The organism is Ensifer sp. LC163 (genome assembly GCF_001695855.1).
Classification (GTDB): Bacteria; Pseudomonadota; Alphaproteobacteria; order Rhizobiales; family Rhizobiaceae; genus Ensifer.
Genome location: NZ_MBSS01000023.1, coordinates 93,903 through 111,200, shown reverse-complemented (window position 1 = coordinate 111,200; position 17,298 = coordinate 93,903). Strand labels below are relative to the sequence as shown.

The following is a 17,298-nucleotide window of genomic DNA, read 5'->3' as shown; positions in this document are numbered from 1 at the left end:
CCCTCGGCGGTTTGAAAGCGGGGCGGGCAAGCCGCCCCGCCTATGTTGGCGTTACTTTCGCGCTTCGAGCAGCTTGTCGACGTTTTCGGTCGTGACCGGGGTCCACGGGACGTTGTATTCCTTGTCCTTGCCGTCGTTGAACGGCATGTCAGGATACTGGGCCCAGATGTCGGACTGCGGCTTGTAGTCACCCTTCTTGGCCTGGAGGATCGCGATGTCCAGCGCGCCCTGCGCCTGCGCGCGGGCATCCTGCAGGATCGAGGTCATCGTGCCTTCCTTGACGGCCGTCAGAGCATCGGTCACGCCGTCGATACCGGCAATGGCGAAGTCGTCGACCTTGAGGCCGGCCGACTTGATCGCTTCGATCGCGCCGAGCGCCATCTCGTCGTTCTGGCCGATGACGCCGTTGATCTGGCCGGCATGGGCCGTCAGCCAGTTTTCCATCAGGGTCTGGGCTTCGGCACGTGACCAGTTGGCGGTCTGCTGCTCAAGGACCTTGACGTCAGGGCATTCGGCAAGCGCCTTCTTGTTGCCCTCGAGGCGGGAAATCTGCGCCGACTGGCCGATCGGGCCCTCGATGATGACGACATTGCCCTTGCAGCCGATCTTGTCGAGCACGGTCTTGGCTTCCATGTAGCCGGACACGGTATCGTCGGAGCCGACATAGGCAGTCAGCAGGTCGGAGTTGACGCGGGTGTTGGAACCGACGACCGGGATCCCGGCATCATGTGCGGCCTGAACGGCGGTTGCACCGGCTTCGATGTCGATCGGCACGAAGATGATCGCGTTGAACTTCTGCGTGATCATCGTGTTGAACTGTTCCTGCTGGACCAGCGCATCGTAGCGGCCGTCAAAGACGGTCAGTTCGACTTCGCCGCTCTTGACGGCGGGATGCTCCTCAAGGGCCGCCGACCAGATCTGCATGAATTCGGCATTGAGGCCGTAGGGCGCGGCACCGATCTTGAGCTTTTCCTGCGCGACGGCGGACGACGCGAAGAGGGCCGTGGCGGAAGCCAGGGCGATCACGAGTTTCTTCATGCTACTCCTCCATTTTGTGGTTTCCGCCGCCTTCATGGCGCACGGATTGGTTGACGGCCGCCGCCAAGCGGCCATTTCTCGGGGTCAGAGACCCTGATTGCGTTTCTGGTCGAGCATCACGGCGCCGACGATCAGCGCGCCTTTGAGGACCTGCTGGTAGTAGGATTGGATGCCCATCAGATCGAGGCCGTTGTTCATTACGCCGATGATCAGTGCGCCGATCAGCGTTCCCGTCACCCGGCCGACGCCGCCCGAAAGGCTGGTGCCGCCGATCACGACCGCGGCGATCGCGTCGAGTTCATAGGCGATGCCGGCCTGCGGCAGGGCAGATCCCGTCCTGGCCGAAAGCATCATGCCTGCAAGGCCCGAGAGACCGCCGGAGATGACGTAGACGAGGAAGCGAATGCGGGTGACGTTGATGCCGGAGGTCTTGGCCGCATGCGGGTTGCCGCCGACGGCGTAGATGTAGCGGCCGAAGCGCGTGCGGGTCAGCACCCACCAGGACGCCAGAAAGACGATCGCAAGCAGGATGACGGGCATCGGGATGCCGAGGATGCTGCCGGTTCCGATCCAGCGGAACTCAGGCGTCAGCGCCGGCACCGGTTTGCCGCCGCCATAGATCAGCGTCATGCCGCGGGCGGCAGACAGCATGCCGAGCGTGGCGACGAAGGCCGGAACCGAGAAGCGCGAGACGATGAAACCGACGATGATGCCGCAGGCGACCCCGACGAGAATGCCGATCGCAAGTGCCACGAAGAAGGGGTAGGGCGCGCCGGCGATGCCGGCCGTTGCCGAGGTCGTCGCGAAGCTGGCGCTGACCATGCCGGCAAGGGCGACGACCGAACCGACGGAAAGATCGATGCCGCGCGTCAGGATGACGAAAGTCATGCCGATCGCGAGCACGCCGTTGATCGACGTCTGCAGAAGCACGTTCGAGACGTTGCCGGGCGTCAGGAAATACTCGTTTGAGAGCGAGAGGATGAACGCCAGCAGCAGGAAGGCGAGAAAGATGCCGTATTCCTGGATCAGCGCGCCACGGTTTTCCGCGGTGAACCAGGTTCTGGGTAATTTGTTTTCGATGTTGGACACGGTTCTCAAGCCCCTTTGATGTCGGACAATCGCCTTTGGCGTCGATCTCGCGGGTGGTTCAGGTCGACAGATGGACGAGCGACTGGGCGTCCGTCGCTCGGCGGTCGTAGATGCCGGCGGACTTTCCCTGACGCATGACGAGGATGCGATCGGACATTCCAAGCACCTCGTCGATCTCCGAGGAGATCATGACGACGGTGCCGCCGGACGCGGTGAAGTCACAGATGATGCGGTAGATCTCACGCTTGGCGCCGACGTCGACGCCGCGGGTCGGCTCGTCGAGCAGCAGCAATCTTGGCTCGCGCAGGAACCATTTGCCGAGCACGACCTTTTGCTGGTTGCCGCCCGAGAGACCCGAGACCGGCATGGTGTCGCGCGCGGCCTTGATGCCGAAGCGGGCAATCATTTCGGCGCTGGCTGCGGCCTCGTCCCGGCGCTTCATGACGAAGCTCGGGCTCATCTCGGGAAGGCTCGCAAGGCAGATGTTGCCGCGAACGCTGTCGGCGAGGTTGAGGCCGGTGACTTTCCTGTCTTCGGTGACGAAGGCGATGCCGCTTGCCATCGCGTCGGCCGGCTTGGTCACAGTGATCTGCTCGCCGTCGAGCCTGATGTCGCCTTGCGTCGGGCGGTCCAGGCCGAACAGGCAGTTGAAGATTTCCGTGCGGCCAGAGCCCATCAGCCCGTAAATGCCGAAGATCTCGCCCTTGCGCACCGAAAACGAGATGTCCTCGATCTTGCCCGGCAGCGTCAACCCTGTGACCTCCAGGCCGATCTCGTCGGTCGGGTCGTTGGTCTTGATATACTCTTCGCCGAGTTCGCGTCCGACGATCATCTTGATCAGGCCCGGACGGTCGGTGTCGGCGAGCAAGCCGCTGCCGACATAGCCGCCGTCGCGAAAGACGGTGTAGCTGTCGGCGATCTGGAAGATTTCCGACAGCCGGTGCGAGACGTAGACAACGCCCTTGCCTTCGGCCTTGAGGCGCGCGACGGCGGCAAACAGATGCTGTGCTTCCTTCTCGCCGATGGCCGATGTCGGCTCGTCCATGAAGATGACCTCGGCTTCGTGGCTGAAGGCCTTGGCGATTTCGACCAACTGCATCTGCGCGACCGAAAGGTTCATCATCGTCTGGGTGGCGCGGATACCGAATTCGAGCCGATCCAAGAGCTGCTGGGCATCCTGGTTCATCTTCTTGAAGTCGATGCCGCCGAAGCGCCCGGACGGCTCGCGGCCGAGATAGATGTTTTCTGCCACCGTCATATGCGGGACGGGGCTCAGTTCCTGTTCGATGATGGCGATGCCGGAAGCGAGCGCTTCGGCGGGGTTGCCGTAGTGCACTTGCCTGCCGCGGCGCCAGATCGTGCCGCCGTCGCGCTGCTGGATGCCCATCAGGATCGACAGAAACGTCGACTTTCCGGCGCCATTGCCGCCGCAAAGCGCGTGAACGGAGCCGGCGTGAAGTTCCAGGCGGCCGTCGCGCAATGCGGCGACGCCCCCGAATGATTTCTTCAGTCCTTCAACCTTCAAAAGCGGTTGCATGGTGTCCTCCCACGCTGCGACGGCGATTTTTGTCGCTGTCGATTTCGACAAAAATCACAGAATGATCGACATATGTCAATATTGAGATTTTACTTTTGATTTTTTGTTTCGGCTTTTGTCAAGTTCCGATGCGGGTTTGAGGGGAATTGACATGAGTCAATGCAATGGCCTGGTCCTTCGGGCCTCTCTTAGCGATCCGTTTACACCGCGGTGACGGGTCATGGCGCACGGCCTATTCCCGGTTGTGTTTTGATGGCTGCGGGCTATTGTCGTGGTGTGCATTTGAAGGTGGGACGCTGAAATGGAAAAAGCCCGGAAGAATTGGCTCGTGATCGGTCTGGTCGTTCTGGCGCTCGCGGGCGGCTACTACGCCTGGCAGAACATGGATCGCAACGCGCTGCCCGCCGGGATCGCCAGCGGCAACGGACGCATCGAGGCCGTCGAGATCGATATCTCGACCAAAACGCCGGGCAGAATCAAAGAGATCCGGGTGGACGAGGGTGACTTCGTCACCGCCGGTCAGGTGCTTGCGCAGATGGATACCGTGCAACTGGAGGCCCATAGGCGCCAGGCCGAAGCACAGCGGCAGCGCGCCATCATCGGCGTCGAGGCGGCAAGGAATCTCGTGACGCAACGCGAGGCGGAAAAGGCGGCAGCCGATGCCGTGCTGGCGCAACGGCGCGCACAACTGGACGCTGCCGAACGACGGCTCGCCCGATCGGAGCAGCTCGTCAAGACAAGCACCGTTTCGCAGCAGGTGCTTGACGACGACCGCGCGACCGCCGAGGGTGCAAGAGCTGCTGCCAGTGCCGCGGAAGCCTCGCTGGCCGCTTCGAATGCGGCGATCAACTCGGCCAAATCCCAGGTCGTCGATGCCGAAGCCTCGGTCGAGGCGGCCAAGGCGTCGGTCGAAAGCATCGTCGCCGACATCAACGACAGCACCCTGGTCTCGCCGCGCGATGGCCGCATCCAGTATCGCGTCGTCCAGCCCGGCGAAGTGCTGGAGGCCGGCGGCCGCGTTCTCAATCTCGTCGATCTCGGCGATGTCTACATGACGTTCTTCCTGCCGACGGATCAGGCCGGCCGCCTGTCGATCGACAGCGAGGTCCGGCTCGTGCTCGATGCCGCGCCGCAATACATCATTCCCGCCAAGGTGTCCTATGTCGCCGATGTCGCGCAGTTCACGCCGAAAACGGTCGAGACGGCCGAAGAGCGGCAGAAGCTGACGTTCCGCATCAAGGCGCAGAAGGAACTGCTGAAGAAATATATCCGCATGGTGAAAACAGGGCTTCCGGGCGTTGCCTATGTGAAGGTCGATCCCAATGCGGAGTGGCCGGCAAGCCAGACCGGCACGCTGGTGCAGTGATGACCGGTCCCGACCGGGCCGGCTTGCCGCCGGCAGAGCCCGTGGTTCGTCTGAATGCCGTCACCCTTTCCTATGGGAAGACGAAGGGGCTGGACGACGTGACGCTCGACATCCCGTCCGGCTGCATGGCCGGCCTGATCGGGCCGGACGGCGTCGGAAAGTCGAGCCTGCTCTCTCTTGTCGCCGGCGCACGCGCCGTGCAGGCAGGACGGGTCGAGGTGCTCGCCGGCGACATCGCCGATGCCGGCCATCGGCGCCGAACCTGCCCGCGCATTGCCTATATGCCGCAGGGCCTCGGCAAGAACCTATATCCGACGCTCTCGGTGTTCGAGAATGTCGACTTCTTCGGCCGCCTGTTCGGCCATGATCGTGAAGAGCGCGAAAGGCGGATCGCCAGCCTGCTCGAAAGCACGGGCCTTGCCCCCTTTGCCGAACGTCCCGCGGGCAAGCTTTCCGGCGGCATGAAGCAGAAGCTCGGACTTTGCTGCGCGCTGATCCATGATCCCGATCTCCTGATCCTCGACGAACCGACCACGGGCGTGGACCCTTTGTCGCGCCGACAGTTCTGGGAGCTGATCGACGAGATCCGCACTGAGCGGCCGGGCATGAGCGTCATCGTCGCGACTGCTTACATGGAAGAGGCGGCACGTTTCGACTGGTTGGTCGCAATGGACGCGGGCCGGGTGCTGGCAACGGGCACGCCCGACGAACTGCTTGAAAAGACCGGCGTCGACACGCTCGATGCCGCCTTCATCGCCTTGCTCCCCGAAGAGTTGCGGCGCGAACACCACGACGTCGTCATCCCGCCGCGTCCGGAAGGTGCAAGCGGCGATATCGCCATCGAGGCGAACAATCTCACCATGCGCTTCGGCGATTTCGTCGCGGTCGACAATGTCAGCTTCCGCATCGGTCGCGGCGAGATCTTTGGCTTCCTCGGTTCCAACGGCTGCGGCAAGACGACGACGATGAAGATGCTGACGGGCCTGCTTGCCGCCAGCGAAGGCACGGCAAAACTCTTCGGGCGCGAGGTCGACCCGCGCGATATGGAGGTGCGCCATCGCGTCGGTTACATGTCGCAGGCCTTCTCGCTCTATACGGAGCTGACGGTTCTGCAGAACCTCGAGCTGCATGCCAAGCTCTTCGGCATGGCGGCGGATACGATCCCTGATCGAATCGAGGAACTGGCGGAGCGCTTCGACCTGTCCGGCGTGATGGAGGCCTTGCCGGATGCGTTGCCGCTCGGTGTGCGCCAGCGGCTGTCGCTCGCGGTCGCCCTGATCCACTCGCCCGACATCCTCATTCTCGATGAACCGACATCGGGCGTCGATCCCGTGGCGCGCGACAGTTTCTGGCAGATCCTCGTCGAACTCTCCCGCAACGAGCAGGTGACGATCTTCATCTCCACCCACTTCATGAACGAGGCGATGCGCTGCGATCGCATGTCGCTGATGCATGCCGGCAAGGTGCTCATCAGCGATACGCCCGCCGGCATTATGAAGAGCCGTTCCGCATCGACACTGGAAGAAGCCTTCATCGCCTATCTGGAAGAGGCGATTGCCGGAGCGAAGCAGGCGGCGCCTGCCGTGGTGCGAGCCAAAGCCCCGTTGGAGCCGGTAGCCGAGCGACAGGCCGGGACGAGGCAGTCCTCGAAGTCAGGATTTTTCGATATCGGTCGCATGTTCAGCTACACTCGCCGCGAGGCGCTGGAGCTGGTCCGGGATCCTATCCGCGCGACGCTTGCCACCATCGGCACCGTGATCCTGATGTTCGTCATCGGCTACGGCATCAACATGGATGTCGAGGACCTGACCTTCGCGGTGCTCGATCATGATCAGACGACGACCAGCCGCGAATACATTCTCGAGATCGCCGGCTCGCGCTACTTCATCGAGAAACACCCGATCACCGATTATGCCGACCTCGACCGACGCATGCGCAACGGCGAACTCAGCCTGGCGATCGAGATCCCGCCGGGTTTTGCCCGGGATGCGGCCCGTGGCGACACGGTCGAAATCGCCGCCTGGATCGATGGCGCGATGGCGAGCCGGGCCGAAACGGTCAAGGGCTACGTGCAGGGGCTGCACGCCCATTGGCTGACCGGCAAGATCCGCGAACGCTACGGGGCCGCCGCAACCACCGGCAGCTTCAAGATCGAGACGCGCTTCCGCTACAACCCTGATGTCAAGAGCATCGTCGCCATGGTTCCTGCGGTCATCCCGCTCTTGCTGATGCTGATCCCGGCCATGCTGTCGGCGCTCAGCGTCGTGCGCGAGAAGGAACTGGGGTCGATCGTCAATCTCTATGTTTCGCCAGTGACGCGGCTGGAATTCCTGGTCGGCAAGCAGATCCCCTACATCGCCTTGGCGATGCTCAATTTCGTGTTGCTGACGGCGTTCGCGATCTTCATCTTCCGCGTGCCGTTTACCGGCAGCCTCCTGACCTGGACGATCGCTGGACTGATCTATGTCTCGGCGGCAACGGCGATGGGGCTGGTGATCTCCACCTTCATGTCGAGCCAGATAGCCGCGATCTTCGGCACGGCGATCCTGACGCTCATCCCGGCCATCCAATATTCCGGCATGATCGACCCAGTCTCCTCGCTGGAAGGGGCGGGTGCCTTCATCGGTCAGATCTACCCGACGACGCATTTCATGACGATCGCTCGCGGCACCTTCTCCAAGGCGCTCGGCTTCGGCGATCTTGCCGGCGCCTTCGTGCCGATGCTGATCGCGGTGCCGGTGCTGCTTGCCATCGGCACCCTGTCCCTCAAGAAGCAGGCGAGGTGACGATGCGCCTGTCCCATATCTACCGTCTTGGCATCAAGGAACTATGGGGGCTCTGGCGCGATCCGATCCTGTTGATCCTGATCGTCTATTCCTTCACGCTGTCGGTCTATACCGGCTCAACGGCGATGCCGGAAACGCTCAACCGCGCCGCGGTCGCCATCGTCGACGAGGATCGCTCGCCGGTTTCGACGCGGATTTCCACGGCTTTCTATCCGCCTTACTTCGTGCCCCCGCAGATGATCACGCCGGCGGAAATGGACCGGCGGATGGATCAGGGTCTCGACACCTTCGCGCTCGACATTCCGCCGAATTTCCAGACGGATCTGCTGGCCGGACGCTCGCCGACGATCCAGCTCAATGTCGATGCGACGCGCATGAGCCAGGCCTTCTCCGGCAATGGCTACATCCAGCAGATCGTCATCGGCGAGGTCTCGGACTTCCTCGACCGCCATCGCAGCGAACAGAAGTTGCCGGTCGACCTCGTCCTGCGGGCAAGGTTCAATGCCGAACTGAACAAGGGCTGGTTCGGCGCGGTGATGAACGTCATCACCAATATCACCATCCTGTCGATCGTCCTGACCGGGGCGGCCCTCATCCGCGAGCGCGAGCATGGAACGGTGGAGCACCTGCTGGTCATGCCCGTGACCCCGTTCGAAATCATGGTCAGCAAGGTCTGGTCGATGGGGCTGGTGGTGCTGCTCGCCTCGGCGGTTTCGCTCGTCTTCGTCGTCAAGGGGGTGCTGGCGGTGCCGGTGCAGGGCTCGTTTGCGCTGTTCCTGCTGGCGACGGCCTTGCAACTGTTCGCAACGACGTCGATGGGCATCCTGCTTGCGACGATCGCCGGCTCGATGCCGCAGTTCGGCCTGCTGCTGATGCTCGTGCTTCTGCCGTTGCAGGCTTTGTCCGGCGGCATGACGCCGCGCGAAAGCATACCCGAAATCATCCAGAACATCATGCTGGCGGCGCCAAACACCCATTTTGTCATTCTGGCGCAGGCGGTTCTTTTCCGCGATGCGGGGTTGGACGTGGTCTGGCCGCAGCTTCTTGCCTTGCTGGTGATCGGCGCCATTCTCTTTGCCTTCGCCATGCGCCGTTTCCGGGCGTTCCTGAAATAGCCCATGCGCCACGGCGCGGTCGCCGTGGCTGACATGGCTGGGGCTCGAAATCGACGGGCAGGAAAATGGCGTGAACGCCAGCGTTATCAGCGCCGAGCGAAGCCGTATCAGGGCGTACGTCATTCCCACGGACGAGGAACAGATCATCGCCAAGGAGGCGCTTGCCATTCTTTCAAGCAATTGATCCAGCGCATGGCCGGCACATCCGGTCGCACTAGTTTGAACGCCATCCGGTCGAAACGGGAGCAGACTTATGGAAAAGACGATCCAGAAATCCGGTGCACAGGCGCTCGACGCCGGCGAACTCGCCCTCATCGACCGCTATTGGCGGGCCGCCAACTATCTGTCGGTCGGGCAGATCTACCTGCTCGACAATCCGCTCTTGCGCGAGCCGCTCAAGGCCGAGCACATCAAGCCGCGGCTGCTTGGGCATTGGGGCACGACGCCGGGCCTCAACTTCATCTACGCCCATCTCAACCGCATGATCCGCAAGGCCGATCTCGACATGATCTATGTCTGCGGACCGGGCCATGGCGGTCCGGGCATGGTCGCCAATACCTATCTCGAAGGCATCTATAGCGAGGTCTACCCTGATATCGCCGAGAGTGCGGAGGGCATGCGCAAGCTTTTCCGGCAGTTTTCCTTCCCCGGCGGCATTCCGAGCCACGTGGCGCCGGAAACGCCGGGTTCGATCCATGAGGGCGGCGAGCTCGGTTATGCCCTGGTGCATGCCTATGGCGCTGCCTTCGACAATCCGGACCTCGTCGTCGCCTGCGTGGTCGGCGACGGCGAGGCCGAAACCGGCCCGATCGCCGCCAGCTGGCATTCGAACAAATTCCTCAACCCGGCGCGCGACGGCGCGGTGCTGCCGATCCTTCACCTCAACGGCTACAAGATCGCCAACCCGACGATCATGGGCCGCGCCAGCGACGAGGACCTGCGGCAGCTGTTCAGCGGCTACGGCTACGAGCCGTTTTTCGTCGTCGGCCACGATCCGGCCGACATGCATCAGCAGATGGCGGCCACCTTCGATGCCGTCTTCGCCCGCATCCGCACGATTCAGGATGACGCTCGCCAGGGCCGGGCCGATCCCGGCCGATGCCCACGCTGGCCGATGATCGTGCTTCGAAGCCCCAAGGGTTGGACAGGTCCAAAGGAAGTCGACGGCAAGAAGGTCGAGGGTTTCTGGCGTTCGCATCAGGTGCCGGTGTCGAATTGCCGGGGTGACGAGGGCCACCGCAAGATCCTCGAAGACTGGATGCGCAGCTACGATCCCGAAGACCTGTTCGACCGGGACGGGCGCCTGAAAGAGGAACTGCGGGCTCTGGCGCCAACGGCCAGGCGCCGGATGGGCGCAAACCCGCATGCCAATGGCGGTCTCTTGCGCCGCAAGCTCGCCGTGCCTGAGATCGCCGACCATGCGGTGGCTGTCGACCCCGCCGCCCGCGGCCAGTTGATGGTGCAATCGACCGAGATGCTCGGACGCTACCTCAGGGACGTGCTGACGCTCAATGCCGAGAACCGCAACTTCCGCATCTTCGGTCCGGACGAAACCGAATCGAACCGGCTCGGCAGTGTGTTCGAAGTGACCGACCGGGTGTGGATGGAGGAGATCGAGCCCTACGACGTGCACCTGTCGCGCGACGGACGGGTGATGGAGGTTCTCAGCGAACATCTGTGCCAGGGCTGGCTCGAAGGTTATCTTCTTACCGGCCGCCACGGCTTCTTCTCCTGCTACGAGGCCTTTATCCACATCGTCGACTCGATGTTCAACCAGCATGCAAAATGGCTGAAGGTGTCGCGCGAACTCGAATGGCGAAAGCCGATTGCGTCGCTCAACTACCTTCTGACGTCGCACGTCTGGCGCCAGGACCACAACGGCTTCAGCCACCAGGATCCGGGCTTCGTCGACCTCGTCGCCAACAAGAAGGCCGATGTGGTGCGCATCTATCTGCCGCCGGACGCCAACACATTGCTGTGGACCGGCGACCATTGCCTCAAGACCTACAACCGCATCAACGTCATCGTCGCGGGCAAGCAGCCCGAGCCGCAATGGCTGACGATGGACGAGGCGATCAGGCACTGCGAGGCCGGCATCGGCATCTGGGAATGGGCCGGAAACGAAGACGGCGCGGTGGCGCCTGACGTGGTGATGGCCTGTGCCGGCGATGTGCCGACCATGGAAACGCTCGCGGCCGTCGATTCTCTCCGCCGGAAGATCCCGGCGCTGAAGGTCCGCGTTGTCAATGTCGTCGATCTGATGGCGCTGCAATCCAGAGACCAGCATCCGCATGGCCTGTCGGACGAGGCGTTCGACCGGATCTTCACAACCGATCGGCCGGTGATCTTCGCCTATCACGGCTATCCGTACCTGATCCACCGGCTCACCTATAGGCGCACCAACCACGAGAACTTCCACGTGCGCGGCTTCATCGAGGAGGGCACGACCACCACGCCTTTCGACATGACGGTGCTTAACGAACTCGATCGTTTTCATCTGGCGCTGGAAGCGATCGCCCGGGTTCCGGGGCTTGCGGAAAAGGCGGCGGGCGTTGTCGCCGAGCTTCACGCCAAGCTCGACGAACACCATCGTTATGTCCGCGAATATGGCGAGGACATGCCTGAAATCCAGGATTGGCGCTGGCCGGGCTAATCTTCGCGGCGTGGTTGGTGCAGGCCGTTGAAGGCGCTGACGGAGTGCTCTACAGCAATAGACCGGCAACGGCAGTCAAGGTCGATGCAGTGGCCGCAATCGTGCGCGGTGACAACGCTTGAATTTGGGAAGGGCGGGGGAAGATGGCCGAACGCAAACACGGAGAAGCAGCCCCCGCAACGGAGACCACTGTTGCGGGTGCAGACTGGTACGGCTTGGATATCTCCGACCGCAACCACAGCCGTACGCTTTTCTCGGATCTTGATATGACCGAGGCAACGAGCGCCGGGGCCGTCTTCAAGGAATGCACCTTCCGCCGCGCCAAGTTCAATTGCTCGCGCCATGAGGGCAGCGCCTTCATCAACTGCACCTTTGTCGGCTGCAATTTCTACGACGTCATCTTCAACGACTGCAAATTCGTCGGCAGCATGTTTGACGGCTGCAAGTTCGACGCGACGAGGGTCAAGGGTGGGAACTGGTCCTTCGTCGGATTGCCGGGCGCGGACCTTCGCAGCGCCGTTTTTGCCGACACGATCATGCGCGAGGCCGACCTCACCGGCGCGCGGTGCGAGGGCGGAACCATGAATGGCCTCGACCTGTCGGGTGCCTGGCTTCACAGTGCCAATTTCAGCGGATGTGATCTGCGGGGCAGCGATATAAGTTCAATCGAGCCTGAAACGGTGACGCTGAAGCGCGCCGTCATCACGATCGAGCAGTCGGTGATGATCTGCGAGGCCATGGGCCTGGTGGTCCGGGCGTCTTAGAGCATTTCCAGGAATAGCGCGAAGCGGGGTTCCGTCAGGAAACGCTTGGAAACAAGGAGATAGAGCGTTTCAGCGACTCCGTTTGGGCCGGAAACGCTGTAGATTGCTTTTCTGCGATACCTGCGGGTGCAGGCAGCGAACGCGTTTAATTTCGCGGTTCGCCGCTCGGCGCATAGACCGTCTTCTGCTTGAAGGCGAAGATATTGCCGCAGCGGCACCGCATCATGTGTTTGGAAGGGTCGCTCGACGGGCGCTCCGTTGAAAAGCCGGTTGGCATATGATCGATGAGGAAACCACGGGTCCTGCTTTTCGGATCGTCGTTTTCCGAGGCCTCGGCAAAGCCGGATGCCCCACATTTCGAGCATTCCAGTTTTCTCGAATAACGATCTCTCGACACGATTGTCCCAATCCAAAATCAACTCGGGACCCGAACTATAGGAGGCGAGGGGTGCGTTCAAGGCCGTCCACCGAAACAGCGCCAGGCCGAGGCCGTCTTGAGGGCCGCCTGTTGCCGATCAGACATTGTCCTGCCGACGCCGTATCTCCGCTGCGATGGTCGCCTCGTCCTGCCTGAGCGACAGGCGCTTGGCTGCGGCCAGCCCCTGCTTCCACGTCGACAGCGCGCGGTCCTTGCTGTCGTCCAGCCAGTGCGCCAGGCCGCACCACAGTCCGTATTGCGCCGTGCCGACCGGGAATACCCGGCAATAGCGCGAAAGCTCATGCAGCACCTGGCGCTCCCAATGACCCCATTGTTCATACTCGCGCGACAGGCCGGCCTCCCGTCCACGAAACAGTACCTCGGCCACGCCGGAAATGCCGATCAGCGTGCTGTGTGAGGAGGGGCGGCGCATGGCGCGCAGGAGGCGCAGCGTATCGACGGCCGCCTCGACGCTTTCGCCGTGTCTGCCGATGCGGGCGAGCGCCAGCGCCAGCGCCCCGCGCGCCGATATCTGCGCGGCAAGATCGACGGAGCCGAGCATGGCCGACGTGATCAGCCTGAGCACCTCCACCGCTTCGCGCGGTCGATCCATGTGCAGCACGCAAAGGGCCTTGCAGCGCAGGGCCCAGATTTCCTGCTGGATGTTTCCCGCATTCTGGGCCCGAGATAAAAGCGTCAGCGCCGTCGGCTCCAGCGCGCTCCAGTCCCCGCGATAGTAAAGCGACCAGAAGCGCATGCCCTGTGCATTGCACCAGCGCAGCTGGTCTCCGGCCCTGAGGCAAAGATCCTGCGACTGATCGAGGCGGCGATCGACCATCTCCCAGTCGCACTGGCCGATGCGCCAGAGCGCGTCGAGATTGCAGACATGCGAATGGATTGCGGGATCGGCGATCTCGATCGCGACCTTTTCGGCCCTCGACATGAAGTGGTGGCATACGCGCCGCCAGCCCATCATGCCGAAGCCGCAGGCCAGTTGTGCCGACGCAACCGCGGTTTCGACGGAAGAGCCAGTGCGCTCCGCATGGGTGACGGCGCCGACGAGATTGCACATTCCGCGCGAGAAGCGCAGCTCGAAATAGTCGACCATCGCCGCCTGGTTGAGGCAACGGGCCATTTCGCGCTCCCACCGCAAGCGGTTCGGTTTTCCAGCCCAGTCCGGTGACGGCGGGAACGCCTGTTGGTAGGCAAGCCGGGCACCCCGCAGGATCAGGCCGACCAGCGTCCCGCTCGCCGAGGTCGGCACGGGGGCGCCGGCCGCCTTCAGCGCCCGCCGGACGGCAACGCCCTGAGCGTGGATATCGCCCCGGCTATAGTGGGCTTCGGCGAGCTGCCGGCGCCAACGGACGGCCTGCAGCCGTTGATCGTCACTCCACGGTTGCTTCCGGGGTTCGTGACCGAGGCAGATGCCGACAAACGCCTCGACCTCGCGGAAGGCGCCGATCTGCAGTGCGTTGGTCGCGGCGAGATCGGCATATTTCACTGCCTTCTCGTTGTTGCCCGCCGCTTCGAAATGTTGAACGAGGACGGCGACGTCGGCGCCTACCGCAACCTTCCGACCGGCCTCGATCCAGGTTGCGAGCGCGCCGTGAAGCCGGTTGCGCAGGTCCCCCGGAATGGATCCATAGACGACGTCGCGCGTCTGGTCGTGGCGAAACGCATAGTTTCCCGGTTGCTCTTCTGCGCGCACCAGATGGGCGGCCACAAGCGTCTCGAGCGCAGCATAGACGCTCTCGCCGTCCAACTCCGGCTCCAGCAGGGACTTGAGCTCCGTGGCGGTGAACGAGCGTCCGACCACGGCCGCAGCCTTGATGACGTCCTGGGCCGAGCCGGTCAGGCGATCGAGACGCTCGCGAATGACCCGCTCGACACCTTCGAAATATCTGAGGTCGTCGAGCGGTCGGATGGAGCGCCAGAAACCATCGCGAATGGCGATCAGACCCTCGCTCTTCAGCGTCAAAGCGATTTCCTCGGCAAAGAACGGATTGCCGCCGGCAAGCTGTGAAATCCGATGCGCCAGTTCGTCATGCGGCGGCGCCTTGCCCAACGTCCGCTCAACCAGCTTCCAGATCGAGGCATCGTTCAGCTCGTCAAGCTCCAGGAGCTGACAAAAGCGCGCCGGATCGTCGGTCTCCGATGTCCCGGCGCCGAGGCGGGCGGACTCGGCCCTGCGCCTGAGGCTTTTCACCTCTTCCGGAATCTCCTCGGATCGAACGCACAGGATCACCAGCAGCGACGATTGCGAACCGAGCACCCATTCCACGAGCCGCCACGAGGCTGAATCGAGCCATTGGCTGTCTTCCAGCACCAGGGTCAGCGGATGCGGAGCAGCAGTAGCGATGATGTCGCCCATCAGGCGCATGGTTGCGTCCGCCCGGTGTGCGCCGTCGAGGTGTTTCGTACTTTCGTTCTGGGGGATGTCGACGGCCAGGACGTCGGCAAGCAGGGGAAGCCGCGCGACAATGGCTGCGTCATTCTTGACGCGGTCATGAATGCGTTCAAACAGGCGGGTACCATCGCTGTCGGCGGGCAGGCCAAGCAGGGTCTCGATGACCCGCCGCCATGCCCAAAGGGAGGTGCGCCGGTCATCGCGCTCGGCGGGTGCAACGGCGACGACCGCACCCTTTGCCCGCAATTCGTTCGTGAAGGTTGTGACGAGCCTGGTCTTGCCGATGCCCGGTTCGCCGAGAACGACCACCAGGCTATTGGTGCCGCTACTGACGCTGGTAAATGTGGCTCTCAGGAACCGCAGCTCACGTTCACGGCCGATGAGGCCCGTCGACATCGGCGCTGCCGGGCGCCGTGTCTGGGGCCGGAACGCCGGCGCCATGTCGCCGAGGCCTTCCAGTTGCAGCGCGCCACGCCGTTCGAAGGAGAACGCTGCCCGGCTTGCCCGCTCGGTCGGCGCATCGCAGAGAATGTCATCCGCAGCGACCGCCATCAGACGGGCGGCACGATTGACCGGCGGCCCGAGAACCATCAGTTGGCGCCTGCGGGCGCTGCCGACGACGCGAAAGAGTGCGTCGCCCGTCGCCACACCCACCGATACGGCGAGGCCGAAGCGTTGGGCAGTTCGACAGATGGCCCGTGCCGCATCGACGGCGCGCTGCGGGTCGTCGCGGTGAAAGGTGCCGCGGGCACCGAAAGCCGCGATGAAGACGAGGCCCTTGTCATCGAAGAGCAGTTCGCCGGGTGGCCCGCCTGAATTCTGCAGGTCGGCTTGCAGCGCGGTGCAGAGGTCATGGTGGCGGGCGAGTGCCATCGGGTCGCTGTGATCGAGCCCGGCGATCCGCGCGAACAGGGCCGAAATTGGCCGGATCTCGGCAAGCCGGTCCAGCCGCACGTCCGCTCTCGGACCATTGCCTTCGGCATGCGGGAAACCGTAATGGGCCACGACAGCGGCATTCTCCGTGGCCTGCACGATGTCTTGCAACTGCGGTGGCAGGAAGCCTGCCAACCATTCGGTTCGCAGCGTCGGCGGCGCCGAAGGCGCGCCGTCAGGCGCATCTTCACCGCTTGCGGTCTCCGCAAGCGAAATCGCCTTTGTCGCGCCGTCCGACAGCACATACTCCCAGCGACGGGCCCGGCTCTGCGCACTTGCTGCCTGCATGACGGCGTCGCCGCCGGCAATCAGGTTCCAAACCGGCTGACCACCGAGTGCTGCGGCCCATAGTTGTCCCGCTCCGACGCCGACATGAAGTCCAGGCCCGACTTCGCCCGTGGCCGCCTCCGGTCGAGCGCCTTGGTCGCGGCAGATTGCTTCTGCGCAGTCGGTTGCGGATCGCACGGCATGGCCAAGGCCGGCATTGCCTGCGGCCCAGTACGCAAGGAGGGAATCGCCGGAGAAATAGAGGACTTCGCCACCACGGCTGCAGATCTGCTCGGCACAGCGGGCATAGGAAAGCGTCAGCAGTTTCGGGATCTGCTCCAGGCCTTCCTGTCCGCGCCGAGCCAACTGTTCGACGAGGGCCGTGTAACGCGACACATCCACGAACAACACCGCGGCCGGAAACTCGACGGCCGCGGGGCGGTCGCCGTTGGCGCCATGGATCCTGCCGAGCAATTCCAGTGGCAGGAAGCCCTCCAGGAGCGGATCGTTTTTTCCCATGACTTCTTTCTCACGGCTGCAGAAAGACGAAGGAAGCGCCGGCGCCCAGTTTGCTCATACGATGGGGCGAGGAGCCTACTACTTCTGGATTAGTGTGCCCCCTCTCACGTATCTGCAGACTTTCGCATATAATTCGCCTGGCGCTAAGAGGGGTCTCTCAACCTCAGTCGGAATCAGGGCACGGGTCGGAAGGGCCGATGCGGTGCTTTGTGCTTGCATGCAACCCAAGGTTAAGTCGGTATCTCTTGGCTTCGAGGCATGGAACGGATGCGACCATATTTTGCAGGCGTCGAAAGACCGGAAGAAAAGCGGCCGCGACCGAGGGTGGCGGCATATCTGGTGGAGAACACTATGCAGAGAAACGACATCGGCAAAGACAGATGGCAGGTCGGCAACCGATTGGGGG

11 protein-coding genes are annotated in these 17,298 nt (G+C 63.1%); 6 read left to right on the top strand and 5 right to left on the bottom strand.

From position 1 onward, the window contains the following. Positions 1 to 51: 51 nt before the first annotated feature. From BC360_RS18720 to BC360_RS18710, 3 genes are all read right to left on the bottom strand, one after another. Entirely contained in the window at positions 52 to 1,038 is a 987-nt protein-coding gene (locus BC360_RS18720; protein WP_065796471.1) for a substrate-binding domain-containing protein, read from the bottom strand. 84 nt (positions 1,039 to 1,122) lie between these two features. Beyond that, the gene (locus tag BC360_RS18715; protein WP_065796470.1) at positions 1,123 to 2,127 is read right to left on the bottom strand and encodes an ABC transporter permease; all 1,005 of its coding nucleotides are present in this window, start codon (positions 2,125 to 2,127) and stop codon (positions 1,123 to 1,125) included. 58 nt (positions 2,128 to 2,185) lie between these two features. Next, positions 2,186 to 3,664 carry a sugar ABC transporter ATP-binding protein gene (locus BC360_RS18710; RefSeq protein WP_065796469.1) on the bottom strand — a complete coding sequence of 493 codons (1,479 nt, stop codon included), beginning with the start codon at positions 3,662 to 3,664 and terminating at the stop codon, positions 2,186 to 2,188. 301 nt (positions 3,665 to 3,965) lie between these two features. Between BC360_RS18710 and BC360_RS18705 the strand changes: the two genes are divergently transcribed. The 6 genes from BC360_RS18705 to BC360_RS18685 all read left to right on the top strand — a co-directional run bounded on the left by BC360_RS18705 (position 3,966) and on the right by BC360_RS18685 (position 12,348). Beyond that, on the top strand, positions 3,966 to 5,030 hold the full coding sequence (locus BC360_RS18705) for an HlyD family secretion protein (protein WP_065796468.1): 1,065 nt from the start codon (positions 3,966 to 3,968) through the stop codon (positions 5,028 to 5,030). Beyond that, on the top strand, positions 5,030 to 7,816 hold the full coding sequence (gene rbbA, locus BC360_RS18700; RefSeq protein ID WP_065796467.1) for a ribosome-associated ATPase/putative transporter RbbA: 2,787 nt from the start codon (positions 5,030 to 5,032) through the stop codon (positions 7,814 to 7,816). Before BC360_RS18705 ends, rbbA begins: the two co-directional genes overlap by 1 nt. A 2-nt stretch (positions 7,817 to 7,818) precedes the next feature. Further along, positions 7,819 to 8,931: an ABC transporter permease gene (locus BC360_RS18695; protein WP_065796466.1), complete on the top strand. Its 1,113-nt coding sequence runs from the start codon at positions 7,819 to 7,821 to the stop codon at positions 8,929 to 8,931. A gap of 28 nt (positions 8,932 to 8,959) precedes the next feature. Further along, on the top strand, positions 8,960 to 9,115 hold the full coding sequence (locus BC360_RS31705; protein ID WP_139110104.1) for a hypothetical protein: 156 nt from the start codon (positions 8,960 to 8,962) through the stop codon (positions 9,113 to 9,115). A 69-nt stretch (positions 9,116 to 9,184) separates the two neighbouring features. Then, a complete protein-coding gene (locus BC360_RS18690; RefSeq protein WP_065796465.1) occupies positions 9,185 to 11,584 on the top strand; it encodes a phosphoketolase in 2,400 nt (799 codons plus the stop codon). A 143-nt stretch (positions 11,585 to 11,727) separates the two neighbouring features. Next, a complete protein-coding gene (locus tag BC360_RS18685; RefSeq protein ID WP_065796464.1) occupies positions 11,728 to 12,348 on the top strand; it encodes a pentapeptide repeat-containing protein in 621 nt (206 codons plus the stop codon). A 145-nt stretch (positions 12,349 to 12,493) separates the two neighbouring features. On the opposite strand, the gene BC360_RS32790 is transcribed toward BC360_RS18685, so the two are convergent. Then, a complete protein-coding gene (locus BC360_RS32790) occupies positions 12,494 to 12,748 on the bottom strand; it encodes a hypothetical protein (RefSeq protein ID WP_053251358.1) in 255 nt (84 codons plus the stop codon). A 115-nt stretch (positions 12,749 to 12,863) separates the two neighbouring features. After that, a complete protein-coding gene (locus BC360_RS18675; protein ID WP_065796463.1) occupies positions 12,864 to 16,892 on the bottom strand; it encodes an AAA and adenylate/guanylate cyclase domain-containing protein in 4,029 nt (1,342 codons plus the stop codon). Positions 16,893 to 17,298: the final 406 nt, after the last annotated feature.